Source organism: Cellulosimicrobium funkei, from assembly GCF_001019615.1.
Lineage (GTDB): Bacteria > Actinomycetota > Actinomycetes > Actinomycetales > Cellulomonadaceae > Cellulosimicrobium > Cellulosimicrobium cellulans_E.
On record NZ_JNBQ01000009.1, the window covers coordinates 86,222 to 111,960 of the forward strand.

Sequence of the window (25,739 nt, forward strand, 5' to 3'; positions counted from 1 at the left end):
CGTCCTCGAGCCCGTCGTACGCCCACTGCTGCCACGCCGACGCGACGTCCTGCGTCGCCCCGACGACCGCCGCCGTCGCGTCGTCGAGCGCCTCGGGCGACGGCGTGGACCCCGTGACGACCTCGAACCGGCGCTCCGGCAACTCACGAGGGAAGAAGGGGTTCGGGCGCGTGAGCGCGTCGACCGTGCGGTCTTCGACGGGGTACTCGACGGGCGCCGCGACGAGCGTCGCGGCCTCCGGCAGCGCCGCCGCCAGCGGATCGCGCACGGCGTCGTCGTCGACCTGGCCCTCGCTCTGCGCCAGCACCGCCTCACCGACCACCTCCGCCCCGGCGAGAACGGCGAGGCGGGGCACGTACGCCGCCTCCGCCTCGGCGCGCGCCGTCACGGCGTCGCGCTCGGCCCGGGCGACCTCGGTGTGGTACCGCTCGACGGACCCGACCCACCGGTCGTGCTCCAACGACGCCGCGAGGACGAGCGCGCCCGCCACCACGACGGCGACCCCGGGCACGAGCCACGGCCACACGCGGCGCCGTGGTCGTGTCGGCTCGGCGGGGTCGGCGGGCCCCCCGGACGGGTGCCGGTCGGACGCGTCAGGGGTCTCGGGGTGGGTCGGGTCGAGGTCGTCGGCCATCACTCGATCCTCCGGGGCGGTCGGACGTCCGGCGACCCGGGGCGCGGTCCCGCCGGGGTGAGATCCGTCTCCCGGTCGGGCGCCCGTGCCCCTCGTGCGAGCGAGTCGCGGAGGGACGGTGGAGCACCGGCGTCGGTGCTGTGAGGAGGGCGGGAGGGGTACGGGTGCGGCCGGCGGTGACGGGCCTCACCGGGGTCGGCGCGCGGGCGCTCGCCTAGACTCGGTGGCGTGAGCGACCTCCCCGCCGGCTCGTCCGCGCACCCGTCCGACCGCCCCGCCGTCCCGTCGGAGGCGGCCCCGCAGAACGCGGCACCCCGCAAGCGCGTCCTGCTGGCCGCGCCGCGCGGCTACTGCGCGGGCGTGGACCGGGCCGTCGTCGCGGTCGAGAAGGCGCTCGAGCACTACGGCGCGCCGGTGTACGTGCGCAAGGAGATCGTCCACAACAAGTTCGTCGTCGAGACGCTGAGCGAGCGCGGCGCGGTGTTCGTCGACGAGACCGACGAGGTGCCGGAGGGCGCGCGCGTCGTGTTCTCGGCGCACGGCGTCTCGCCCGCGGTCAAGGCCGCCGCGGCCGCCCGCAACCTCGACACGATCGACGCCACGTGCCCGCTCGTGACCAAGGTGCACAAGGAGGCCGTGCGCTTCGCGAAGGACGACTACGACATCCTCCTCATCGGCCACACGGGGCACGAGGAGGTCGAGGGCACGGCGGGCGAGGCGCCCGACCACGTCCAGGTCGTCGACTCGCCCGACCACGTCGACGACGTCGTGGTCCGCGACCCCGACAAGGTCGTGTGGATCTCGCAGACCACGCTCTCCGTCGACGAGACCATGGAGACCGTCCGTCGGCTGCGGGAGAAGTTCCCGACGCTCCAGGACCCGCCGAGCGACGACATCTGCTACGCGACGCAGAACCGCCAGGTCGCGGTGAAGAAGCTCGCGCCCGACGCGGACGTCGTCATCGTCGTCGGCTCGGCGAACTCGTCGAACTCGGTGCGCCTCGTCGAGGTCGCGCTCCAGGCGGGTGCCGGGGCGTCGTACCGGGTCGACCGCGCGAAGGAGATCGACCCGGCCTGGCTCGACGGCGCGACGACCGTCGGGGTGACGTCGGGCGCCTCGGTGCCCGAGATCCTCGTGGACGACGTGATCGCCTACCTTGCGGAGCGCGGGTTCGGCGAGGTCGAGGAGGTGCGCACCGCGACGGAGGACCTCATGTTCTCGCTGCCGCGCGAGCTGCGCGCGGACCTCAAGTCGTCCGGCTCCGACGGCGGTCGCCCGGCCCGTGGGGGCCGCACCCCGCTCTCCGTCCAGCCCGTCTGACGGTCGGGGGCGCCCGCAGCCGCCGGCTCCGGGCGGGCCGTCAGGCGCTCGCCCCGCCGGCCGACGGCTCCCGACGGGAGTCCTCACGGTCCTCGGGGCGCTCGTCGATCGCGACCACGGACTCGTTCACGGACGCGAGCAGCTCGGGCGCGCTCACGGCGCTGAGCTGCGGGTTCACCGTCGGCGGCGTCGTGAGGTCGTCGTCCACGACGTGCAGGTCCGCGAACCGGCGCGCGCTGACGAGCACGCGCGTCTCGAGCGAGCCGACCGTCCGGTTGTAGGAGTCCGCGGCGCTCTGGAGCTGGCGACCGAGCTTGGCCAGGTGCGAGCCCATGACCGCGAGGCGGCCGTGCAGCTCCTTGCCGAGCGTGAGCACCTGCTGCGCGTTCGTGGCCAGGGCGTCCTGCCGCCACGCGTAGGCGATCGTCCGCAGCATCGCGACCATCGTCATGGGTGTCGCGATGACGACGTTCTTGGACACCGCGTGCTCGAGCAGCGACGGGTCCTGCTCGACGGCGGCCGAGAGGAACGACTCCGCCGGGACGAACATGACGACGAACTCGGGCGCCGGACCGAACTGGTCCCAGTACCGCTTGGCGCCGAGGTCGTCGACGTGCTTGCGCATGTGGCGCGCGTGCGCGGCGAGCCGGTCGGCGCGCACAGCGGGGTCGGTCGCACCCTGCGCGTCGAGATAGCCGAGGAAGGCGACCTTGGCGTCGACGACGACCTGCTTGCCCCCGGCGAGGCGGACCACCATGTCGGGGCGCAGCGCGCCGTCGTCCGTCGCGACCTGGTCCTGCTCCACGAAGTCGACGTGGGGGAGCATCCCGGCCGCCTCGACCACGCGGCGGAGCTGGAGCTCGCCCCACGCGCCGCGCACCTGCGACGACCGCAACGCGGTGACGAGCTGCGACGTCTCGGCGCGCAGCAGCTCCGACGCGTCGCGGACCCCGCGCACCTGCTCGGCGAGGCTGCCGTGCGCCGCGAGCCGCGCGCGCTCGGCCTCGGCGACCTCGGCGCGCACCTTCTCGAGCGCGCCCGCGAGCGGCTCCACGAGGTGGCGCACCGCCTCCTCGCGGCGCTCGAGCTCCGCCGCGCCCTGCTCCTGGCTGCGGCGCAGACGCTCCTCCGCCTGGACGAGGAACTGCTCCGTGCCCGCGGCCAGCACCTTGCGCGAGAGCGCCTCGAACTGCGCCTCGAGCCGGCGGTGGTCGCCCTGGACCTCCTCGACGCGGCGCTCGGCCGCCGCCCGCAGCTCGGCGAGCTGCTGCTCGTGCGTCGCCCGCGCGAGGTCGAGGCGCTCGTCCGCGCTGCGCTGCGCCGCGCCGAGCTGGCGCACGAAGCCCTCGCGCTCGGCCTCCAGCCGCTCGGCCAGACCGGCGCCGCGCGCCGCCTCCTGCTGCGCCTGCCCCAGGAGCTGGGTGAGCCGGCGGACCTCCGCCGCGGCGGCGTCGGGCGACGCGCGCCGCACGGTGAGGACGAGCGCGGCACCGCCGACGAGCCCCAGCACGAGGCCGACCGCGAAGAGCAACCATCCCGAGGTGTCCATGGCGGCACCCTCCCACGGGGGTCCGACACGACGGCCCCCGACACGTCGCGCGCGCCCTCGTGGACAGGTCGTGACAAAAGGCACCGGCCGAGGTCGGAGGGCTCGGCTACGTTGGCCGCATGGTCGATCCCACCCCCGTACCACCCGCCGCGCCGGCCGGCGCGCCCGCCCCCGCGCCGGGCCTGGCGCACGGCGCCGCACCAGAGCCGCTCCCCGGCACGCAGCCCGGCCTCCCGACGCCGCCCGACCCCGCCGCCGCGCTCTCGCTGCGCGGTCTGTGGAAGCGGTTCGGCGAGAAGATCGCCGTCGCCGGCATCGACCTGGACGTCCCGGCGGGCTCGTTCTACGGGCTCGTCGGGCCCAACGGCGCGGGCAAGACGACGACCCTGTCCATGGCGACCGGGCTGCTGCGCCCCGACGCGGGGTCCGCGCACGTGCACGGCACCGACCTCTGGGCCGACCCCGTCGCGGGGAAGCGGCAGCTCGGCGTCCTGCCCGACGGCGTCCGGCTGTTCGACCGGCTGACCGGCGCGCAGCTCGTCACGTACGCGGGCCTGCTGCGCGGCCTGGACCGGGACACCGTGGCCGAGCGCACGGCGGAGCTGCTCGCGGCGCTCGACCTCGCCAAGGACGCGAACACGTTCGTCGTCGACTACTCGGCCGGGATGACGAAGAAGATCGCGCTCGCGACCGCGCTCATCCACGCCCCGCGCACGCTCGTCCTCGACGAGCCGTTCGAGGCCGTCGACCCGGTCTCGGCCGCCAACATCCGCGACATCCTCGCGGGCTACGTGGCGAGCGGCGGCACGGTCGTCGTGTCCTCGCACGTCATGGACCTGGTGCAGCGCATGTGCGACCACGTCGCCGTCGTCGCGGGCGGGCACGTGCTCGCGGCGGGCACGGTCGACGCGGTGCGCGGCGACCAGAGCCTGGAGGACCGGTTCGTCGACCTCGTCGGTGGCCGGCAGAGCACGGAGGGCCTGGCGTGGTTGCGCAGTTCGTAAGGCTCAAGCTCACCCTGATGGGCAACACGTTCCGGCGGAGCGTGTGGCAGACCATCGGGTTCCTCGTCGGGGCGCTCTACGGGCTCTTCGTCGTCGGGATGCTCGTCGTCGGCATGGTCGTGCTCGGCACGGACGACCCTGCGCTCGCGGGGTCGATCATGATCCTCGTCGGGGCGCTCGCCGTGCTCGGGTGGTGGGTGATCCCGCTCTTCGCGTTCGGCGTCGACGCCACCCTCGACCCGCAGCGCTTCGTCCTGTTCGGCATCCCCCAGCGCCGACTCCTCGCCGGGCTCGCCGTCGCGGGCGTCGTGTCGGTCCCCGGGATCGTCACCGCGCTGGCCGCGCTCGGCGCCTCCTTCGCGTGGTGGCGCACGCCCCTCGCGGTGCTCGCCGCGCTCGTCGGCGCGGTCCTCGCGGTGGCGCTCTGCGTCGTCGGCTCCCGGGCGACGACGACGGCCCTCGCCCCGCTGCTCGAGTCGCGCCGCTACCGCGAGGTCGTGACGATCGCCGCGTTCGTGCCGCTCGTCCTGGTCGGCCCGGCCTTCGCGTGGGTCGGCTCGCAGTTCGGCCAAGGCCCGGTCGACGGTGACGCGGTGCGGGGCATGGTGGCGCGTCTCGCCGAGATCGCGGCCTGGACCCCGTTCGGAGCCCCCTGGGGCCTGGGCGCCGCGGTGCACGACGGCGCGTGGGGCCTCGCGCTCGCGCGGCTCGTTGTCGCGCTGGTCACCCTCGCGCTGGCGTGGGTCGTGTGGGACAAGGCGCTCGCCCGCGCGCTCGTGACGCCGCCCGCGGCGGTCTCCGGGGGCCGGGCCAAGGGCCTGGGCTTCTTCTCCCGGTTCCCGGCGACGCCGACCGGGGCGGTCGCCGCGCGCACCGCGACCTACTGGCTCCGCGACCCGCGCTACTCGGGGTCCATCGCCGTCGTCCCGCTCATCCCGGTCGTGCTGCTCGTGGTGGGCGGGGGGTCAGGGTCCGAGATCTTCCTCGCCCTCGCCCCGTTCACCGCGTGGATCCTCGGGTTCTCGATCTCGGCCGACATCGCGTACGACCACACGGCGTTCGCGCTGCACGTGTCGACGGGGGTCTCCGGGCGCGCGGACCGGTGGGGCCGCGCCCTCCCGGTGCTGGTCGCCGGGGGCGTCGTGACGCTCGTCTTCGCGGTGGTCTCCGTCGCCGTGGCGGGACGCTGGGACGCGCTGCCGGCGCTGCTCGGCCTGACCGTCGGGACGCTCCTGGTCGCGACCGGCGTCTCGAGCGCGACGTCGGCGCGGCTGCTGTACCCGGTGCCCAAGCCCGGCGACAGCCCGTTCAAGCAGCCGCAGGGCGCCGCGATGGCGACCCTCGTCGCGCAGTCGGTCGCGATGCTGCTCGTCCTCGCGCTGTCGCTCCCGTTCCTCGTGCCCGGGCTCGTCGCGATCCTGGCCGACCTGCCGGTCGTGGGCTGGGTGACGCTGGTCGTCGGTGTCGCCGTCGGGGTGGTCGTCCTGCTCCTCGGCGTCCGCTGGGGCGCCCGCGCGTACGACCGGCGTGCGCCCGAGCTGCTCCAGAAGGTGATGTCCGCGGCCTGAGCCCCGGGCCGGGGTCCGTGCACCGCGGCCCCGGCCCGTAGACTCGGGCGACGTGGCACTCACTATCGGCATCGTCGGCCTGCCCAACGTCGGCAAGTCCACCCTGTTCAACGCCCTGACGCGCAACCAGGTCCTCGCGGCGAACTACCCGTTCGCGACGATCGACCCGAACGTCGGCGTCGTCTCGCTCCCCGACCCGCGGCTCGACAAGCTCGCCGAGATCTTCGGCAGCCAGCGCATCCTGCCCGCGACCGTGTCGTTCGTCGACATCGCCGGGATCGTCAAGGGCGCGAGCGAGGGGGAGGGGCTCGGCAACAAGTTCCTCGCGAACATCCGCGAGGCCGACGCGATCTGCCAGGTGACCCGCGCGTTCGCCGACCCGGACGTCGTCCGCGTCGAGGGCTCGACGGACGCCGAGGGCGACATCGAGACCATCAGCACCGAGCTGATCCTCGCCGACCTCCAGACGCTCGAGAAGACGGTCCCTCGCCTCGAGAAGGAGGTGAAGATCAAGAAGGGCGACGCCGCCCTCCTCGACGCCGCCCAGAAGGCGCAGGCGATCCTCGAGGCCGGGACGACGCTCTTCCAGGGCGCGGCCGCCGCCGGGCTCGACCTCGCTGACGTCGCGAGCCTCCAGCTCCTCACGGCCAAGCCCTTCATCTACGTGTTCAACACCGACGACGCCGGCCTCGTGGACGACGACCTCCAGGACCGACTGCGCGCCCTCGTCGCCCCGGCCCAGGCGATCTTCCTCGACGCGAAGTTCGAGTCCGAGCTCGTCGAGCTCGAGCCGGACGAGGCGAAGGAGATGCTCGCCGAGTCGGGGCAGGACGAGGCCGGGCTGGACCAGCTCGCGCGCGTCGGGTTCGACACCCTCGGGCTCCAGACCTACCTCACCGCGGGTCCCAAGGAGGCGCGCGCCTGGACCATCCGCAAGGGCTGGACCGCGCCGCAGGCCGCGGGGGTCATCCACACCGACTTCGAGCGCGGCTTCATCAAGGCCGAGGTCGTCTCCTTCGAGGACCTCGTCGCGACGGGGTCCGTCGCCGCCGCGCGCGCCGCGGGCAAGGCGCGCGTCGAGGGCAAGGACTACGTCATGGCCGACGGCGACGTCGTGGAGTTCCGCTTCAACGTCTGAGTCCAGGTCACAGGCCACGGCGCCCGCCGCATCGTGAGATGCGGCGGGCGCTGTCGTGTCGGGGCAGCGGCGTTTCGCGCGTGTTTCGCTGCCGTCGCGAGGTGGAAACGCACCCGTACCGGCCAGTATCAACTCGGTAACGATCGACCGCAGCAACCGGGCAAGGGGGAGAAGCCACGCAACTTGCTGGGTAGCGTTGCCTCAAACCGTGGTGGGCATACCCGTCCACGCGCGCCGACACCATCCGGACGCGCGGGCGACGGGGCGGCCGGGGGGCTAACGACGCTCCCTCGTACGCGCTCACCATCCCTTGGAGGAGGAACATTGAAGATCAGGCGCACCAGTGCCGCCCTCGCCGTGACGGTCACGGGGGCACTGCTGTTCTCCGCGTGCAGCGGCACGTCGGGTGACGGCGAGACCGAGACCGACGACGCGGGCATCAACACCGAGTCGGCCGTCACGGTCGCGTGGGAGGCCCCCCTCAACGAGCTGAACCTCAGCTCGTCGAACGGCAACGCGACGCAGAACGCGATCATCAACTACGTGCTGAACTCTGGCTTCAGCTACTACGACGCCGACCTGAACCTCGTCCAGGACGAGTCGTTCGGTACGTACGAGAAGGTCTCGGACGACCCGCTGACCATCAAGTACACGTTCGGTGACGACACCAAGTGGTCGGACGGCACGCCGGTCGACGCGACGGAGCTGCTGCTCGACTGGGCCGGCCAGTCCGGCAAGTTCAACACGGTCGAGGCCGAGACGGACCCGGAGACCGGCGAGGTCACGAACCAGGCCGAGGTGGACGCCGGTGTCTACTTCGACGGCTCGGACCCCGGCATCGCCCTGATCTCGCAGAACCCTGAGATCTCCGAGGACAACAAGTCCATCACGGTCGTCTACGACAAGCCGTTCGGTGACTGGGAGCTGAGCTGGACGAACGAGTTCGTCCCCGCCCACGTCGTCGGCCAGAAGGCGCTCGGCATCGAGGACGCGGAGGAGGCCAAGGCCGCCGTCCGCGACGCGATCCTCAACAACGACACCGCCGCGCTGTCGAAGATCTCGAAGTTCTGGAACGAGGGCTTCCAGTTCACCTCGCTCCCCGAGGACCCCGCGCTGTACGTCTCGAACGGTGCCTACACGCTCGAGGACTACAAGGAGAACCAGTACCTCACCCTGAAGGCGAACCCTGACTTCAAGGGCAAGAACAAGGGCTCGGTCGACACCATCACGGTCCGCTACATCGAGGACCCGATGGCCCAGGTCCAGGCCCTCGAGAACGGTGAGGTCGACCTCATCGGCCCGCAGGCCTCGGCCGACGTCCGTACCGCGCTCGAGGCGCTCGACGGCATCGAGACCCACTCGGGCATCGAGGGCACGTACGAGCACGTCGACCTGGTCTTCCAGAACAAGGGTCCGTTCGACCCGCAGACCTACGGCGGCGACGCGGAGAAGGCCAAGGCCGTCCGCCAGGCGTTCCTGCTGACGATCCCGCGCCAGACGATCGTCGACAACCTCATCAAGCCGCTCAACCCGGACGCCGAGGTGCGTAACTCGAACATCCTCATCCCGGGCTCGCCGAACTACGACCAGATGGTCGCGGAGAACGGCTCGGACTTCTACCCGGCTGCGGGTGACATCGAGAAGGCGAAGCAGCTGCTCGCCGACGCCGGGGTCGCCACGCCGGTCAAGGTGCGCTTCGCGTACAACAACGAGAACACGCGCCGCGTGAACGAGCTCGCGCTCATCACGGACACCGCCTCGCAGGCCGGCTTCGAGATCGTCGACACGGGCCGCCCGGCCGCCGAGTGGGGCACCCTGCTCGCCACCGGCCAGGACCAGTACGACGCCTCGCTCTTCGGCTGGCAGTCCACGTCGACCGCGGTCACCGAGTCGGACGCGAACTTCCGCTGGGCGCCGAACCCCGGTGTCAACAACTACGGCCAGTACAACAACCCGGCCGTCGACGCCGCGCTGGACAAGCTCCAGGTCTCGACCGACCCCGAGGAGCAGTTCCAGCTCCAGCTCGAGGTCGAGAAGAACCTGTGGGCGGACGGCTTCGGTGTGACGATCTTCCAGTTCCCGGCCATCCAGGGCTGGGACGAGAACCTGAAGGGTGTCGAGTCGATCACGATCAGCCCGACGATCTTCCACGGTTTCTGGAACTGGACGTTCGAGGGCTGAGAGTCCTGAACACCGCCTGACGAGGCCCGTCGCCGTCCGCGAGGACGGCGGCGGGCCTGTCCGGACGCAGGAGACCGGGGGTCTCCGACGGCCCGCCCGTCGGGACCCCCGGTCCTCGCGTGCTCCCGAACCCCGACGTCCTCACCACGGCGTCCCGTGCCCCTCGGTTCACGATCGCGCGAGACCCGCGCGTAGAATCGACCGGCCCCAGACCCGGGGTCCCTACCGACCAGCGAGGTAAGACCTCCGATGTTCTCCTTCATCTCGCGGCGTGTGCTGGCAGGGTTGGCGACCCTCCTCGTGTCCACGTTCGCGATGTTCCTGCTCGTCGACGCCGCGATCCGGCCGTACATCTTCATGGATCTCGAGTCGAGCACGAAGCCCAACAAGGCGCAGCTCATCGCCCAGCGCACCGCCGAGCTCGATCTCGACACGCCCTCGGTGATCCGCTACTTCAAGTGGCTCGGCGACTTCGTCACCGGTGACCTCGGGACGGCCTGGCAGAGTGGCCAGTCCGTCACCACCCTGCTCCAGGGCGCGGTGATCTCGACCATCCAGCTCGTCGCCGCGGCGACCGTCCTCGCCGTCGTCTTCGGCGTCATGGTCGGCATCGTCAGCGCGCTGCGCCAGTACAGCACCTTCGACTACCTGACGATCTTCGTCTCGTTCGTGCTCTACTCGCTCCCGGCCTTCTGGGTCGCCGTCCTGCTCAAGCAGTGGGGCGCGATCGGCTTCAACGACTTCCTCCGGGACCCGAACCTCTCGATCCTCGTGATCGCCGTGGTCGGCGTCGTGATCGGCCTGTTCTGGTCGCTCGCCTTCGGCGGGACGCTCAGGCGCCGGCTCACCGTGTTCGCGATGGGCTTCGCCGCCAGCGTGCTCGCGCTGCTGTACCTCCAGCTCTCCGGGTGGTGGGCCGAGCCGAACCTCGGTCCGGTCATCATCATCGTCACGGGCACGGCCCTCGCCTTCGCTATCACCGCGCTGGTGTCCGGGCTGAAGAACCGCCGCGCGCTCTACGCGTCCCTGACCACGGTCCTGGTCGGCGTCGTCATCTACTTCCCCATCCAGTCCGTCCTCAAGCAGGTGGACAACTGGTGGCTCGTGCTCGTCCTCGGGGTCGTCGCCGTCGGCGTCGGCATCGGGATCGGGTACGCGTGGGGCGGCCCCGACAAGGGCGTGTCCGCGCGCGCCTCCGGCATCACGGCGTTCCTCGTGGCCTCGATGATCTTCGTCGACAAGGTGATGGGCGTCTGGCCCGCGTACTTCAACGCGACGGCGATCAACGGCCGGCCCATCCCGACGATCGGCAACAGCACGCCGAACCTCGGCGGAAACTTCTGGGTGCAGGTCCTCGACCAGTACACGCACCTGCTCCTGCCGACCATCGCGCTCGTGCTCATCCAGTTCGCCGGATACACGCGCTACTCGCGCGCCAGCATGCTCGAGGTGATGAGCCAGGACTACATCCGCACGGCGCGCGCCAAAGGCCTGCCGGAGCGGACCGTCGTCATGCGCCACGGCTTCCGCAACACGCTGATCCCGCTCGCGACGATCGTCCCCATCGACGTCATCACCCTCCTGGGCGGCGCGATCATCACCGAGAAGGTCTTCGCCCGACCAGGCATGGGCCTGCTCTTCCTCAACTCGCTGCAACGAGGCGAGATCGACCCCGTCATGGCGTACCTCGTCATCGTCGCGGCCCTCGCCATCATCGCCAACATCGTGGCTGACCTCATCTACGCAGCCCTCGACCCGCGGATCCGGGTGAACGCATGAGCAACACACCGAACGACGCATCGCAGAGCGGCGCGACCGAGAACCAGATCGAGCTCCTCGAGGTCGAAGGACTGTCCCAGGGGCAGATCGTCCGACGGCGCTTCTTCCACCACAAGGGCGCGGTCGTCGCGCTCGTCTTCCTCGTGGGCATCGTCGCGCTCGCGATCACGTCCATCGGGATCGGCGGCTGGGACGGCTGGTACGCCTACAAGGCGTCCGGTCAGGGCTCGACCTACCCGCTCGTCAACGGGGGAGCGCCCTCGCCCGAGCACATCTTCGGTCAGGACGAGGCCGGCCGCGACGTGTTCGCGCGCGTCATGCAGGGCACGCAGACCTCGCTCCTCGTGGTGCTGTCCGTCGGCGTCATCGCGACGGTGGCCGGCGTCCTCTTCGGCGCGCTGTCCGGGTACTACCGCGGTCGGGTCGACTCGTGGCTCATGCGCTTCACGGACCTCGTCATCACGATGCCGGTCATCGTCATCGGCGCGGTGCTCGCGCTCCTGTCCGGTGGCAGCAACGCGCTCATCCTGGGTGCGTTCCTCGGGCTCGTCCTGTGGCCGCCGCTCGCGCGCCTCGTGCGCGGTGAGTTCCTCTCGCTGCGCGAGCGGGAGTTCGTCGACGCAGCCCGTGTCGCCGGCGCGAGCGACCGGCGGATCATCTTCAAGCACATGCTGCCCAACGCGGTCGGCGTGATCATCGTCAACGTCACGCTGCTCATGAGCTCGGCGATCCTGCTCGAGACGGCGCTGAGCTACCTCGGCGTCGGGATCCAGGCGCCGGCGACCTCGCTCGGCAAGCTCATCAGCGACTACCAGGAGGCGTTCGCGACGCGTCCGTGGCTGTTCTGGTGGCCGGGTCTGTTCATCGTCGCGATCGCGCTGTGCGTCAACTTCATCGGTGACGGCCTGCGCGACGCGTTCGACCCGCGCCAGAAGCGGATCCCGTCGGAGCGCAAGATGGCGCGCGCGAAGCGCGTCGCGCGTCCCACGGCCGCCGCCACGCCGGGCGCGACCGGTGAGGCCGGGGCGAGCTGATGACCGCCGTCGTCGCCGCCCGCCCGGGAGGTCGTGGACCTCGCGGGCGGCGCGGTGCGCCGACGAGGTCAGGCGGTGAGCGCCACGGCCGTCCCCACGACGAGCGCGCCCAGCACGGCGAGCTGCACGACGTGCCACGTCGTGCGGGCACCGGGAGCCCCCGGAACCGCACGATCGAGGTGGCCGGCGGCCGCGAGCAGGCCGTGCCGCTGCGTGACGGCCTCGGCGACGGCCTCGGCGTTCGCGCCGTTCACCACGCGCTCGCGGTCGACGGGGTTCCTGCGGGAGCTGCGCAGCCAGCGAGCCGATCCGCTCGACCGGGGCGCCGCCCAGGCGGTCACTCTGCCGCCCTGGTAGCGCACCTCGAGCGAGTACCGGGTCTCGACGCCCTCGTACACGGTCCACGGCACGTGGACGGTGCGGGCGACGTTGCGGACCTCGATCCCGCCGTCGGACACCTCGACGGCGGGACGCCAGAACAGCATCCAGACGAGGTACGTCACGAGCGCGGCGGGGAGCAGAGCCCCCAGGACCGCGACGACGTCCCCCGTCACGGCCGTGACCACGACCAGGGCGACGGCGACGGCGCCCGTCGCCACCGTGAGGACTCGGCCGTACGTCGAACGGAAGACCAGCGTGGGACCCATGCGCCCATGCTCGCAGAGTCGAGGCGCCACGAGCGCCGGCTCCAGCAGGAAGGACACTGATCAGCGTGGCCATCGAGACGTCTCCCGCGGCCCCGGCCGCGCGCCAGGGCAGCCCCGTGCTGACCGTGCGCAACCTCGGCGTGGACTTCTACGTCGACAAGGCCTGGTACCCCGCGGCCACGGACGTGAGCTACGACCTCCACTCCGGTGAGGTCCTCGCGATCGTCGGCGAGTCCGGCTCGGGCAAGTCCCAGTCGTCGCTCGCGCTGCTGGGCCTGCTCCCGCCGAACGGTCGTGCGCGCGGCTCCGCCAAGCTCGGCGACCGCGAGCTCATCGGCATGTCGCACGGCTCGCTGCGGCACGTCCGCGGCAAGGAGATCTCCATGATCTTCCAGGAGCCGATGACGGCGCTGAACCCCGTGTACACGGTGGGCTTCCAGATCGTCGAGACCATCCGGACGCACTTCAACGTCGGTCCCGCGGACGCGAAGAAGCGCGCGATCGAGCTCCTGCGGCTCGTCGAGATCCCGGAGCCGGAGCGCCGCTTCGACGCGTACCCGCACCAGCTCTCCGGCGGTCAGCGCCAGCGCGCCATGATCGCCCAGGCGCTCGCGTGCGACCCCAAGCTCCTCGTCGCCGACGAGCCGACCACGGCGCTCGACGTCACGGTCCAGGCCGAGATCCTCAAGCTGCTCCGCGACCTGCGCTACCGGGTCGACGCGGCGATCATCCTCATCACGCACGACATGGGCGTGGTGGCCGACATGGCCGACTCGATCATGGTCATGAAGGACGGCCAGGTCGTCGAGCGCGGCACGTCGGCCGAGATCTTCGGCGCGCCGAAGCACCCGTACACGATCCGCCTGCTCGAGGCGGTGCCGCACCTCGGCTCCACGCGCGAGGCGACCACGACCACGGACCGCGTCCCGGCGGCCGCGGCGCAGGAGCGCCCGCTCGTGCTCGACGCGCAGGACATGGTCATCGAGTACCCGGGTCGACGCCGCCAGGCCGCGTTCCGCGCCGTCGACGAGGTGTCGATGCAGATCCGCCAGGGCGAGGTCCTCGGGCTCGTCGGCGAGTCGGGATCGGGCAAGACGACGATCGGTCGCGCGGCCGTCGGCCTCCTGCCGGTCACCGGGGGCTCGCTCGAGATCGTCGGCAGGAACATGGTGGGCGCCACGGTCAAGGACCTCAAGCCGCTGCGCACCGAGGTGGGCATCGTGTTCCAGGACCCGGGGTCGTCGCTCAACCCGCGCCTGCCGATCGGCGAGTCCATCGGCGAGCCGCTCATGCTGCACAAGGGCGTGAAGGGCAAGGAGCTCAGCCGCGAGGTCGAGCGCCTGCTCGACCAGGTCGAGCTGCCGCGCGCGATGCGCAACCGCTACCCGCACGAGCTCTCGGGTGGCCAGCGCCAGCGCGTCGGCATCGCCCGTGCGCTCTCGCTCGAGCCCAAGCTGCTCGTGGCGGACGAGCCGACGTCGGCGCTCGACGTGTCCGTGCAGGCCAAGGTCCTCGACCTGTTCACGGACCTCCAGCGTGAGCACGGTTTCGCGTGCCTGTTCATCTCGCACGACCTCGCGGTCGTCGAGATGCTGTCCGACCGCATCGCCGTGATGCACAAGGGCAAGCTGGTCGAGGTGGGCGCGACGTCGCAGATCGTGCACGCCCCCCAGCACCCGTACACGCAGCGTCTCCTCGCCGCGGTGCCGGTGCCGGACCCGGCGGCGCAGCGCGAGCGCCGTGCCGCGCGCGACGCGCTGCTCGAGGCCGCGGCGCGCGACATCGCGAACGACGAGCTGTCGTCGCTCGTGGACGAGGAGCGCTCGCTCGCCGAGTCGCGTGACGACATCGACCACGAGCGGAGCGCGCCTCCCACGGCGGGCGCGGGGTTCTGAGTCCCGGGACCCCACCGGGGAGGGCGGGTACCGCCCTCGGCCCTTGACCTGACGCCCCGGCGGGGGCCACGATCGTGGCCCCCGCCGGGGCGTTCCGGTTGCCGGAGACCGGCTGCGCGGCAAGCCTGGGAGGCATGACACGAGCCGAGGACGACGTGCCGGGGACGCCCGGCCCGGACCATGCCGGGTCGGCGGACGCGGGCCCTCCCGCCTGCGGGGCCACGGCAGCCGACGACCTCGACAGCCCTCGCACCGGACGCCCGGACCCTCGGGTCTTCTACCCGGCGGCCGGGATCATCCTGCTCTTCGTGCTCGCGACCATCTTCTTCACCGACACGGTGACGGCGCTCATGGACACGCTCCAGCGGGACGTCATCGGCGTCTTCGGCTGGTACTACGTGATCGTCGTGGCAGGGTTCGTGGTCTTCTCCCTGTGGATGGGCCTGAGCCGCTTCGGCGACATCGTGCTCGGCAAGGACGAGGACGAGCCGCTGTTCCGGCTGCCCGTCTGGTTCGCGATGCTCTTCGCGACGGGCATGGGGATCGGGCTCGTCTACTGGGGCGTGGCGGAGCCGCTGTCGCACTACGTGAGCCCCAAGCCGGGCGTCGAGGGGAGCGACCCGGCGCTCGCCCAGGCCGCGATGGGGCAGAGCTACCTCCACTGGGGCGTCCACGCGTGGGCGATCTACGTCGTCGCGGGCCTCGCGCTCGCCTACGCGATCCACCGCAAGGGCCGGCCGGTGTCGATCCGGTGGGCGCTCGAGCCGCTGTTCGGGGACCGGGTCAGGGGCCGGCTCGGGGACGTCATCGACGTCGTCGCGATCATCGGCACGGTGTTCGGGGTGGCGACGTCGCTCGGCTTCGGCGTCCTCCAGATCGCCGCGGGCCTCGGCTACCTCGACGTGGTGCAGCCGAGCACGGCCCTCGAGATCGGGCTCATCGCGGCGATCTCCGCGCTCGCGACGATCTCGGTCGTGTCGGGGCTGGGCAAGGGGATCAAGTGGCTGTCCAACGGCAACATGATCCTGGCCGGGGTCGTCCTGGTCCTCGTGCTGGCCCTGGGACCGACCCTCTTCCTGCTGCGCGAGTGGGTCCAGTCTCTCGGCTACTACGTCCAGAACATCGTCCGGCTGTCGTTCGACACGACCGCGTTCCAGGGCGAGGCCGGGCTCGAGTGGCAGTCCTCGTGGACGATCTTCTACTGGGGCTGGTGGATCTCGTGGGCACCCTTCGTCGGCGTCTTCATCGCCCGGATCTCGCGCGGGCGCACGGTGCGCGAGTTCGTCCTCGGGACGCTCCTCGTCCCGACGGTCGTCACGACCCTGTGGTTCTCGGTCTTCGGCGGGTCGGCCCTCTACCGCGAGCTGACCGAGCCGGGGAGCATGCTCGTCGACGGCGCGGTCGACACCGACACGACGCTGTTCCAGCTCTTCGACGGCCTGCCGCTCGGCAACGTCCTCTCGGTCGTGGGGATCCTGCTGATCGTCGTGTTCTTCGTGACGTCGTCGGACTCGGGCTCGCTCGTCGTGGACATGCTCGCGAGCGGGGGCAACCCGAACCCGCCCACGTGGAGCCGCATCTTCTGGGCGGGCGTGTCGGGGCTGCTCGCGATCGCGCTCCTGCTCGCCGGCGGGCTCCAGGCGCTCCAGACCGCGGCGATCCTCATCGCGCTGCCGTTCTCCGTCGTCATGATCGGGATGGCCGTCTCCACCGTGCGCGCCCTGCGCGCGGAGCATGCCGCGATCCTGCGCGCCGAGCGCAGGGCTGCGCGCACGGCGCTGACGGAGCACGTGACGACCCGCGTGTCGGAGAGCATCTCGGAGCAGTGGGAGGAGCTCTACCCGGACCGCCCGGACCGGTGGCGCGCGCTGGCCCGGCGCCCGCGCAAGGGCTCGCCGAGGTGACGCCGTCGGCGCCGCGGCGGGACCGGCGCGGGGGCCGGGTGCGGCGAGCGCGGCGGCGGAGTGACGCGGGTCATGGTGGCGGGAAGCGCGACCCGGTAGGATAGCCGTGCCCGGGTGACGGCCCGTGCTCCGTGATGCCGCGGCGGGCTGCTCCCGCGCCGTGCGCGCAGAGGTGGCCGGCCGTCGTCGCCCCTCGAACCCCACGAAATGAGAACCGTAGATGTCTGTGCGCTCCGACCTGCGCAACGTGGCGATCGTCGCCCACGTCGACCACGGCAAGACCACGCTCGTCGACGCGATGCTGCGCCAGTCCGGCGCCTTCTCCGCGCACCAGCACGTGGACGACCGCGTCATGGACTCCGGCGACCTCGAGCGCGAGAAGGGCATCACCATCCTCGCGAAGAACACCGCGGTCCGCTACGCCGGCCCGGCCGCCGCCGCGGTGGGGGAGCCCGACGGCATCACGATCAACGTGATCGACACCCCCGGCCACGCCGACTTCGGCGGCGAGGTCGAGCGCGGCCTGTCGATGGTCGACGGCGTCGTCCTCCTCGTCGACGCGAGCGAGGGCCCGCTCCCGCAGACCCGGTTCGTGCTGCGCAAGGCGCTCGCCGCGAAGCTCCCGGTCATCATCGTCGTCAACAAGGTCGACCGCCCGGACTCGCGCATCACCGAGGTCGTCGCCGAGGCGACCGACCTGCTGCTGGGTCTCGCCTCCGACCTCGCGGACGAGGTGCCCGACCTCGACCTCGACGCCATCCTCGACGTCCCGGTCGTCTACGCGTCGGCCAAGGCCGGTCGCGCGTCGCTCGACCAGCCCGTGGACGGCCAGCTCCCCTCGAACGAGGACCTCGAGCCGCTCTTCACGACCATCCTCGAGAAGATCCCCGCGCCGACGTACGACGAGGGCGCGCCGCTCCAGGCGCACGTCACGAACCTCGACGCGTCGCCGTTCCTCGGCCGCCTCGCGCTGCTGCGCATCTTCAACGGCGAGCTCCGCAAGGGCCAGGTCGTCGCGTGGGCCCGGCACGACGGCACGCTCCAGAACGTCAAGATCACCGAGCTCCTCGAGACCAAGGCGCTCGACCGCGTCCCCACGGAGTCGGCCGCGCCCGGCGACATCGTCGCCGTCGCGGGCATCGCGGACATCACGATCGGCGAGACGCTCACCGACCCCGAGGACCCGCGTCCCCTCCCGCTCATCACGGTCGACGACCCGGCGATCTCCATGACCATCGGGATCAACACGTCGCCGCTCGCGGGCAAGGGCGGCAAGGGCCACAAGGTCACGGCGCGCCAGGTCAAGGACCGCCTCGACTCCGAGCTCGTCGGCAACGTGTCGCTGCGCGTGCTCCCGACCGAGCGCCCCGACGCGTGGGAGGTCCAGGGCCGCGGCGAGCTCGCGCTCGCGATCCTCGTCGAGCAGATGCGCCGCGAGGGCTTCGAGCTCACGGTCGGCAAGCCGCAGGTCGTCACGCGCACGATCGACGGCAAGACGCACGAGCCGATGGAGCGCATGACCATCGACGTCCCCGAGGAGTACCTCGGCAACGTCACGCAGCTCCTCGCGCAGCGCAAGGGCCGCATGGAGACCATGTCCAACCACGGCACCGGCTGGATCCGCATGGAGTTCATGGTCCCGGCGCGTGGGCTCATCGGCTTCCGCACGCGCTTCCTCACGGAGACGCGCGGCACGGGCATCGCGGCCTCGATCTCCGAGGGCTACGAGCCGTGGGCCGGGCACATCGAGACCCGCACGACGGGCTCGCTCGTGGCCGACCGCGCCGGCAAGGTGACGCCGTTCGCGATGATCAACCTCCAGGAGCGCGGCTCGTTCTTCGTCGACCCCACCCAGGAGGTCTACGAGGGCATGATCGTCGGCGAGAACTCGCGCAACGAGGACATGGACGTGAACATCACCAAGGAGAAGAAGCTCACGAACATGCGGTCCTCGACGGCCGACAACTTCGAGAACCTCATCCCGCCGCGCCACCTCACGCTCGAGGAGTCGCTCGAGTTCGCCCGCGAGGACGAGTGCGTCGAGGTCACGCCCGAGGTCGTGCGCATCCGCAAGGTGCTGCTCGACCAGACCGAGCGCGCCCGCGCGGTCTCGCGCGCCAAGCGCGCCTGACGTCGCCTCACGGGTGACCGTCCCGACCTCCCAGCAGGCCGCCGTCGTGCCCGACGGCGGCCTGCTGGCCGTGCACGCCCACCCCGACGACGAGACGCTCGCCACGGGCGCGCTCCTCGCGACGTGGGCCGGGTCGGGTCAGCGCGTCACCGTCGTGACGTGCACGCGCGGCGAGCGGGGCGAGGTGATCGACACGCCCGCGCACCCGACGGGCGTCGGGCACCTCGAGGGCGTCGGTCCCGCCCTCGCCACGCACCGCGAGGGCGAGCTCGCTCGCGCGCTCGCCGCCCTCGGCGTCGCGGACCACGTCTTCCTCGACGCGGTCGCGCTCCCCGGGCCGGGCGCGATGCCCGACGGCGGTGCGCCACCCCGGTTCGAGGACTCCGGCATGGCCTGGGTCGCGCCGGGCGTCGCGAGCGCCGCGGCGGACCTCCCGCCCCGGGCGTTCGTCGGCGTCCCGCTCGACGAGGCCGCCGCGCTGCTGGCCGCGGTCGTGCGCGACCGCGGCCCCGCGGTCGTCGCGACGTACGAGCCCGGGGGCGGCTACGGGCACCCCGACCACGTGCGCGCGCACGACGTGACCGTCCGGGCGCTCGAGCTGCTCGACGCCGCGGGCGAGCCCGTGCCCGCGCTCTGGCTGGCGGTGGCCCCCGCGAGCACGGTGCGCGCCGCGCGGCGCGCCCTCGCGGCGCATCCCGCGGTCCGAGCCCTCCTCGCGGACGACGCCGACCTCGTCCTGCCCGACCCGGACGAGGACCTGCCGCCGTTCGCACGCCCCGACGCGTCGCTGCCCCCGCTCGCGACCGTGCCGGTGGCGCCCGTCCTCGACGAGCTCCTCGCCGCGATGCGGGAGCACGCGACGCAGGTCCAGCGCGTCACCGCCGCGGTCGCCGAAGCGGGCTCGGTCACGGGGGAGGGCCCCGAGGGCGTGCTGGGCTGGTACGCGCTCAGCAACGACGTGCTGGCCCCCGTCCCTTCACACGAGTTCTACGCTCCCTCCGGCGGCGCTCTCCTCGGCGACCAGGTCCGGCCCGGGCCCACACGTTAACCTGGGGCCCGTGGAGACCGGTATGGGGCGGCTCGTCGGCCGCGGGGTGGCGTGCGCGCTCGTCGGTGCGATCGTCGGGCTCGTCGGCACCGTCGCGCACCGGGCGCACCTGCTCGGTGTCGACCTCCCCGGAGGCGTCGGGCTGGGCATCGTGCTCGCACTCGTGACCGTCTTCGCGGCCGGCACCCTCGCGCGCGCCTGGGGCGGCATGGCCGGCCTGCTCGGCTACGGCATCGGATGGGTCGTCGTGGTCCAGCTGCTCTCGCTCGAGGGCCCCGGCGGCGACGTCCTGGTGCCCAGCGAGCCCGTCGGGTACGTCTGGATCTACGGGGGCCTGCTCGTCGTCGCTGCGGTCGCGTTCCTGCCGCGCTCGTGGTTCAGCGACCGGCCCGTCCGCCCGGCGCTCCACGGCCGTCCCACCAGGCACGACGGACCTGAGGACACCCTCGCGTCCCGCTAGAATTCGCGGTGCGGATCCCCGCACACCCCTCGTCGTCGCGCGGACAGCCGCGCGCCTTTCGTCACGGAGACAGTGGATGGGTCAGCCGACCGACCGAGACGCCGATCTCGACTCCCCTCAGGACGCCGTCCCCGGGACCGGGACCCCCGGTCCCCGCCCCGAGCCCGCCCCCGTCGACGAGAGCGCCGAGGCGTCCGGGACGGCCGACGTCTCCGAGCGGCCCGGCACGGACGACGGTGACGTCGCCGACGAGGCCCGTGTCCCCGCCGACTCCGCGCCCGCGGTGGACGACGACGCACCACGGGTCGGCACGGCCGAGGTCGCCGCTCCGGGCGAGGTCGCCGCTGCGGACGAGGTCAGCGAGCCCGTGACGCCGGTCGACCAGGACACCCCGGCCGCCGGCAGCGGGGCGGCCGAGCCGGAGGCGCCCGCCGAGCCGACGGCGCCAGCTGAGCCGGCGGCGCCTGCTGAGCCGGCGACGCCCGCCGAGCCGGTGGCTCCTGCCGAGCCGGTCGCGGCTGCCGAGCCGGCAGCCCCGCACGAGCGGTCCGACGCCCCGGTCGATCCGGACGAGACGGCGGTCATCGAGGTGGCCGAGGCCCGGCCGGACCTGTCGGAGGGCGCGGAGGGCGTCGTGCCGCAGGCCGACGCCGTCCCGAGCGCTCAGGCGGCCGACGCCGCCTCGACCGCCGCGGACGACGCTCCCGACGACGCGGCGCAGGTACCGGCGCCGGCCGGCGAGCCCGCGGCGGCTGCGGCCGGGACGGCCGTCGGGACCGAGGACGGCTCCGCACCGGACGCGGCCGCGACGGAGGCGGCAGACGCCACGACGGACCCGGTCGCGGACGGTGCCGTGGAGGCTCCGGCGGCGGACGAGGCGTCGAGCGCCGCACCCGCGCCCGAGGCGCGGTCCGCCGGCTCGGCCCCCGTGGCGGAGACCGACCCGTCGTCGACCGCGCCCGCCGGGACGGTCGACCCGCCGTCGTCCCCGGACGAGGAGGACGACGGCGAGGAGGACGAGGAGGAGCCGTACGTGCCCCGCGTCTTCGCGTTCGACCCCAGCGTCCCGGCCGTGCTCGTCCCGGCGCCCGGGACCGAGGAGCAGGCGGCGACGCCCTCGGACGGTCCGGACGTCGCGGCGGACGACCCTCCGGCCGAGCCGATCGCCGTGGCGCCCACGGTGGAGGAGCCCGAGGCCGAGCGGACCGCCGTCGTGCCCGTGGTGCCGCCGCAGGCACCCGCGCCGTCGCCGACCGCCCCGGACCCCGCGGCTGCGGACCCGACCCCCGCGCCGGCCGCGGACGCCACCCAGGTCATCCCGCCCGTCGACCCGTGGTCCCGCCCCGCCCCGGTCGTCCGGACCTCCGTCCGACCGGGTGCTCCGGCCACGACCCCCGCGGCGGACCCGACGGCGACCCCGGGCGCGACGCCCGCGGCCGCACCGGCGGCGGCGGGCCTGGGAAGCGCCTTCGGCCCGGTCCCGCCCGACGAGTCCCGGCAGGCGTCGCCCTTCGACGGTTTCGAGGAGGACGCGCCCCGGCGCGGCTGGGTGCGCGGGCTGATGTGGACGGGCATCGGCGTCCTCGTCCTCGGCGGCCTCTACACGGGCGCGCAGTGGTTCTTCTCCGACAAGGTGCCGAGCGGGACGAGCGTCGCCGGCGTGGACGTCGGGGGACTCACCCGGACGGCGGCGCAGGACAGGCTCGAGTCCGAGCTCGGCCCGCGTGCGGCCGAGCCGGTGGCGCTCACGGCGGGCGAGGCGAGCACGACGCTCGACCCGGCGGCCGCGGGCCTGACCTTCGACGCCGCGGCCACCGCGGAAGAGCTCACGGCGTTCTCCATGAGCCCGGCCCGGCTGTGGCAGCACCTGTTCGGCGGCGAGGACGAGGCCCCGGTGGTCTCCGTGGACGACGCGGCGCTCGACGCCCAGGTCGAGGCGCTGCGTGGGAGCCTCGAGATCGAGCCGGTCGACGGCACGGTGCAGTTCGTGGACGGTGCCCCGACGAGCACGCCGGCGGCCGACGGCTCGGCCCTCGTGACGGACGAGGTCCCGGCGGCCATCACGTCGAGCTGGCTCGTCACGGACGGCCCGGTCGCGCTGCCGACCGAGCCCGTGGAGCCCGCGATCACGCAGGAGGAGACGGACGCCGCGCTCGCGCAGGCGGAGAAGGTCGTGTCCGCGCCCGTCGTCGTGTCGGTCGGGGGGCAGAACCCCGAGCTCCCGCCGGAGGCCCTCGCGGCGGCCGCGTCGTTCCCGGCGACGGACGGGGTGCTGACCCTCACCTTCGACGGCGCGACGCTCGTGGACTCGGTGGTCGACCGGACGAGCGACCTGCTCACCGCCGCCGACGACGCGCACTTCGTCTTCCAGGACGGCGCCCCGGTGATCGAGGGCGGGGAGCCCGGTACGACGATCGACCCGGCGGCCATCGCGGCGGCCGTCACGACGGCGGCGTCGGGCGACGAGCGGACCGCGACGGTCGAGCTCGTCGAGTCGGACCCCGAGCAGTCGGTCGCGGCGCTCGAGGCGCTCGGGATCAAGGAGAAGGTCTCGGAGTTCTCGACCCCCGTGCCGAACGTCCCGGTCCGCACCGCGAACCTGCGCCGCGGCGCGGAGAAGGTGACGGGGACCCTCGTGAAGCCGGGCGAGACGTTCTCGCTCGTCGACACGCTGTCGCCCATCACGCTCGAGGGCGGTTACTTCGCGGCGGGCATCGTCGAGAGCGGGCGGCACACGGAGGGCGTCGGCGGCGGTCTGTCGCAGATGGCGACGACCACGTACAACGCCGGGTTCTTCGCCGGCCTCGAGGACGTCGAGCACCGGCCCCACAGCTACTGGTTCGAGCGGTACCCCGCGGGGCGCGAGGCGACGATCTTCGTCGGGTCGATCGACATGAAGTTCAAGAACGACACGCCGTACGGCGTCCTCATGCAGTCCTGGGTCGGCGGGGGCGAGCTGCACGTCGCGATCTGGAGCACCAAGTACTACGACGTGGAGACGTCGTCGAGCGGCAAGTCGAACGTGGTCCAGCCGACGACGGTCACGCACTCGGGCGCCGACTGCGCCCCCACCCCCGCGGGCAGCCCGGGCTTCTCCATCACGAACTACCGCAAGGTCTACCACGAGGGCGAGCTCGTCAAGGACGAGTCCTACCGGTGGACGTACAAGCCGGACAACGCGGTCGTCTGCGAGTAGACGACCGGTCCACCACACACACGGAGGTCCCATGCTCGGACGGAGCGAACGGGAGTCGGGCGCGCAGGCGCTCCTCGCGGCCACGGCGGCGGGCTGGGTCGAGGGCGACCCCGCCGAGGCGGACGCGCTGCTCGACCTCGGGTCGACGACCGCGACGCTGTCGACCGTCGCGAGCATCGACGGCCTGTCCGCCGTCGTGCACCTGGGGCACCCGGCACAGCCGTCGCACGAGCTGGAGCGGGCGCTGCTCGCCGCGCCGCCCTCGCTCGTGCTCACGGGGGCGTCGGCCGTGCCGGCGCAGTGGGTCTGGGTCGGGCGCTCGGGCGCCGCGCGGGACCTGACGGGGCACGTCGTCGTGGACGAGGCGGGCATGCGCGACCGCCGCCACGTGCTGCGCACGATGGGCGTGAGCCCGTCCCTCGTCCCGACGCGGACGAGCCTGGAGGAGCGCATCGCGCTCGCCGGCCCCGACGGCAGCCTCGTCGTCGAGCGTTCCGTCGCCGCGGGACCGCTCGCCGCGCTCGGGTACGCCGAGCTCGCCGGGAGCGAGGTCCTCGGCGACGGCGCGCCCGTCTGGTACGGCCTCCTGGAGAGCCGGGGCGCCGTACCGCGGGCCGAGGGCGTCGCCCAGGTCTGGCTCGCGTTCGGGCCGCGGGACGACCACCGCGGCTCGCTCCAGGAGACGCTCGCGCTCGTGGCCCAGGCAGGCATCGACCTCCAGCACCTGCGCAGCCACCGCTCCCAGGCCGGACCCCACATCTTCTTCTGCGCGTTCTCCTGCCCCGACGCGGGGACGCTCGACGGTCTCCTCGCGGGCTTCGCGGAGCGGGGCGTCGCGCACCGCCTGCTGGCCGTCCTGCCCGGGCAGGAGTTCGTGCCCGGCCCGGACGCGCTCGCGCCGCGCTGGGCGTCGGCACCGGACCCCGTGCGCGCGTGAGCGTCGTCGGCTACCTCGGCCCGGAGGGGTCGTTCACGCACCAGGCGGCAGCCGTGTGGTGCGCCGACCACGCGGACGGCCGGGCCGACCGGTCCGCCGGCCTCGCCGCGCGCACGACGGTGGCGGACGTGTTCGCCGGGGTCGCCGCCGGAGAGCTCGCGCGCGGCGTCGTCGCGATCGAGAACACGGTCGAGGGCTACGTGGTGCCGTCGCTCGACGCGATCGTCGGGAGCGCGACGGTCGTCGCGGTCGACGAGGTCGTGCTCGACATCTCGTTCGACGCGTTCGTGCGGCCCGGCCACGGCGAGCTGACGGAGGTCACCGCCCACCCGCACGGCCTCGCGCAGTGCCAGGAGTTCGTCCGCCGGACCGGCCTCGCCCCGCTCGCCGCGTCGTCGAACGCGGCGGCGTGCCGGGACGCCGGTCCCCACCAGGTCGCGCTGGGGCCGACGATCTGCGGCGAGCTCTACGGCCTCGAGGCGTTCGAGCGCGCCGTCGAGGACTTCGCCGGCGCCCGGACGCGGTTCCTCGTCCTCGCGCCGCGGGCGGAGGCGACGACGGCCCTGGAGGCGGCGCGGGCCCGGGGCGACGGCCCGTGGCGCACGATGCTCGCGGTGACCCCCGTCGTCACGGGGCCGGGCGTGCTCGCCCGCATCACGCGGTCCTTCGGCGAGCGCGGCGTCAACCTGTCGAGCCTCATCACGCGCCCGCTCAAGGCGGTGGCCGGCACGTACGTGTTCGTGCTGACCGTCGACGGTGCCCCGTGGGACGCCCCGGTCCGTGCCGTGCTCGACGACCTGGTCCGGGCGGGCGACTCGCTCAAGACCCTCGGGGTCGTGCCCGCGCGCGGCGAGCTGGACGAGTCGGTGCACGCCGACGTGGACGTCGCGCACGTCCCGGTGGGCAGCGTCGACTCCTCGGCGGACCCGGCCGCGCTCGCGACGGGGCTGCTGTGGTGACGCCCGACCCCGCGCCGGCCGCGGGGACGGAGCCGCGGGTCGGGGTCGTCGGGCTCGGGCTGGTCGGCGGCTCGGTCGCGCGGCTCCTGCACGAGCAGGGCGTCGAGGTGACCGCCCACGACGCGACCGCCTCCACACGTGCCGCCGCGCGCGCCGCGGGCCTGCGGGTCGTCGGCGACGTGGCCGACGTGTGCGCGGCCGAGCCCGACGTCCTCGTGCTCGCGGTCCCGCTGCGGGCCATGCGGGCGGTCGCGACCGAGGTCGCGCGCCACGTGCGCGGCACGACCGTCGTCACCGACGTCGGCAGCGTGAAGGGCGCGGTGCGCGACGCCGTCCGGTCGGCGGGGCTCGACGC

The 25,739-nt window shown here is 73.1% G+C and carries 18 protein-coding genes; 16 read left to right on the forward strand and 2 right to left on the reverse strand.

Annotation, left to right across the window (positions count from 1 at the left end):
• The first annotated feature begins 862 nt into the window (after positions 1-862).
• Positions 863-1,954, forward strand: a complete 1,092-nt coding sequence (locus FB00_RS10060; RefSeq protein WP_082141191.1) for a 4-hydroxy-3-methylbut-2-enyl diphosphate reductase — start codon at positions 863-865, stop codon at positions 1,952-1,954.
• A gap of 40 nt (positions 1,955-1,994) precedes the next feature.
• Here FB00_RS10060 and rmuC read toward each other — a convergent pair whose 3' ends face one another.
• Positions 1,995-3,503 carry a DNA recombination protein RmuC gene (gene rmuC / locus FB00_RS10065; RefSeq protein WP_047232772.1) on the reverse strand — a complete coding sequence of 503 codons (1,509 nt, stop codon included), beginning with the start codon at positions 3,501-3,503 and terminating at the stop codon, positions 1,995-1,997.
• Positions 3,504-3,622: 119 nt separating this feature from the next.
• Here rmuC and FB00_RS10070 point away from each other — a divergent pair, with 119 nt between their 5' ends.
• From FB00_RS10070 to FB00_RS10095, 6 genes are all read left to right on the forward strand, one after another.
• A complete protein-coding gene (locus FB00_RS10070; protein ID WP_082141192.1) occupies positions 3,623-4,507 on the forward strand; it encodes an ABC transporter ATP-binding protein in 885 nt (294 codons plus the stop codon).
• Complete coding sequence (locus FB00_RS10075) at positions 4,489-6,075, forward strand: hypothetical protein (protein WP_047232773.1); 1,587 nt, start codon at positions 4,489-4,491, stop codon at positions 6,073-6,075. The genes FB00_RS10070 and FB00_RS10075 overlap by 19 nt, the downstream gene beginning before the upstream one ends.
• Before the next feature lie 52 nt (positions 6,076-6,127).
• A complete protein-coding gene (ychF, locus tag FB00_RS10080) occupies positions 6,128-7,213 on the forward strand; it encodes a redox-regulated ATPase YchF (RefSeq protein ID WP_047232774.1) in 1,086 nt (361 codons plus the stop codon).
• Positions 7,214-7,537: 324 nt separating this feature from the next.
• The gene (locus FB00_RS10085) at positions 7,538-9,394 is read left to right on the forward strand and encodes an ABC transporter family substrate-binding protein (RefSeq protein WP_047232775.1); all 1,857 of its coding nucleotides are present in this window, start codon (positions 7,538-7,540) and stop codon (positions 9,392-9,394) included.
• 249 nt (positions 9,395-9,643) lie between these two features.
• On the forward strand, positions 9,644-11,173 hold the full coding sequence (locus tag FB00_RS10090; protein WP_047232776.1) for an ABC transporter permease: 1,530 nt from the start codon (positions 9,644-9,646) through the stop codon (positions 11,171-11,173).
• Positions 11,170-12,207, forward strand: a complete 1,038-nt coding sequence (locus tag FB00_RS10095; RefSeq protein ID WP_047232777.1) for an ABC transporter permease — start codon at positions 11,170-11,172, stop codon at positions 12,205-12,207. Before FB00_RS10090 ends, FB00_RS10095 begins: the two co-directional genes overlap by 4 nt.
• Positions 12,208-12,275: 68 nt before the next feature.
• Here the strand turns inward: FB00_RS10095 and FB00_RS21065 are convergent, their stop codons facing one another.
• Complete coding sequence (locus tag FB00_RS21065) at positions 12,276-12,854, reverse strand: PH domain-containing protein (RefSeq protein WP_052877574.1); 579 nt, start codon at positions 12,852-12,854, stop codon at positions 12,276-12,278.
• Positions 12,855-12,919: 65 nt separating this feature from the next.
• Here FB00_RS21065 and FB00_RS10105 point away from each other — a divergent pair, with 65 nt between their 5' ends.
• From FB00_RS10105 to FB00_RS10145, 9 genes are all read left to right on the forward strand, one after another.
• Positions 12,920-14,749 (forward strand): ABC transporter ATP-binding protein, encoded by a 1,830-nt coding sequence (locus FB00_RS10105; protein ID WP_047232778.1) that lies wholly within the window; start codon positions 12,920-12,922, stop codon positions 14,747-14,749.
• Positions 14,750-14,883: 134 nt separating this feature from the next.
• A complete protein-coding gene (locus FB00_RS10110; protein WP_082141193.1) occupies positions 14,884-16,653 on the forward strand; it encodes a BCCT family transporter in 1,770 nt (589 codons plus the stop codon).
• A 220-nt stretch (positions 16,654-16,873) separates the two neighbouring features.
• Positions 16,874-18,784 (forward strand): translational GTPase TypA, encoded by a 1,911-nt coding sequence (typA, locus tag FB00_RS10115; RefSeq protein ID WP_047232779.1) that lies wholly within the window; start codon positions 16,874-16,876, stop codon positions 18,782-18,784.
• A 13-nt stretch (positions 18,785-18,797) separates the two neighbouring features.
• Positions 18,798-19,832, forward strand: a complete 1,035-nt coding sequence (locus FB00_RS10120; RefSeq protein ID WP_231581795.1) for a PIG-L family deacetylase — start codon at positions 18,798-18,800, stop codon at positions 19,830-19,832.
• Positions 19,833-19,842: 10 nt separating this feature from the next.
• Positions 19,843-20,292, forward strand: a complete 450-nt coding sequence (locus FB00_RS10125) for a hypothetical protein (RefSeq protein ID WP_181446398.1) — start codon at positions 19,843-19,845, stop codon at positions 20,290-20,292.
• A gap of 76 nt (positions 20,293-20,368) precedes the next feature.
• A complete protein-coding gene (locus FB00_RS22720) occupies positions 20,369-23,488 on the forward strand; it encodes a VanW family protein (protein WP_082141194.1) in 3,120 nt (1,039 codons plus the stop codon).
• Positions 23,489-23,519: 31 nt separating this feature from the next.
• Entirely contained in the window at positions 23,520-24,425 is a 906-nt protein-coding gene (locus FB00_RS10135; RefSeq protein WP_047232780.1) for a hypothetical protein, read from the forward strand.
• Complete coding sequence (locus tag FB00_RS10140; RefSeq protein ID WP_047232781.1) at positions 24,422-25,384, forward strand: prephenate dehydratase; 963 nt, start codon at positions 24,422-24,424, stop codon at positions 25,382-25,384. Before FB00_RS10135 ends, FB00_RS10140 begins: the two co-directional genes overlap by 4 nt.
• The coding region (locus tag FB00_RS10145) for a prephenate dehydrogenase/arogenate dehydrogenase family protein (RefSeq protein WP_047232782.1) at positions 25,378-25,739 on the forward strand (362 nt) is incomplete at its 3' end. The genes FB00_RS10140 and FB00_RS10145, both read left to right, overlap by 7 nt.

What these genes read in the sequence shown, in the direction of transcription:
- FB00_RS21065 (WP_052877574.1), bottom strand. Translation starts at nt 12,854, where the DNA reads ATGGGTCCCACGCTGGTCTTCCGTTCGACGTACGGCCGAGTCCTCACG.
- rmuC (WP_047232772.1), bottom strand. Translation starts at nt 3,503, where the DNA reads ATGGACACCTCGGGATGGTTGCTCTTCGCGGTCGGCCTCGTGCTGGGG.
- FB00_RS10095 (WP_047232777.1), top strand. Translation starts at nt 11,170, where the DNA reads ATGAGCAACACACCGAACGACGCATCGCAGAGCGGCGCGACCGAGAAC.
- FB00_RS10070 (WP_082141192.1), top strand. Translation starts at nt 3,623, where the DNA reads ATGGTCGATCCCACCCCCGTACCACCCGCCGCGCCGGCCGGCGCGCCC.
- FB00_RS10090 (WP_047232776.1), top strand. Translation starts at nt 9,644, where the DNA reads ATGTTCTCCTTCATCTCGCGGCGTGTGCTGGCAGGGTTGGCGACCCTC.
- FB00_RS10110 (WP_082141193.1), top strand. Translation starts at nt 14,884, where the DNA reads ATGACACGAGCCGAGGACGACGTGCCGGGGACGCCCGGCCCGGACCAT.
- FB00_RS22720 (WP_082141194.1), top strand. Translation starts at nt 20,369, where the DNA reads ATGGGTCAGCCGACCGACCGAGACGCCGATCTCGACTCCCCTCAGGAC.
- FB00_RS10135 (WP_047232780.1), top strand. Translation starts at nt 23,520, where the DNA reads ATGCTCGGACGGAGCGAACGGGAGTCGGGCGCGCAGGCGCTCCTCGCG.
- typA (WP_047232779.1), top strand. Translation starts at nt 16,874, where the DNA reads ATGTCTGTGCGCTCCGACCTGCGCAACGTGGCGATCGTCGCCCACGTC.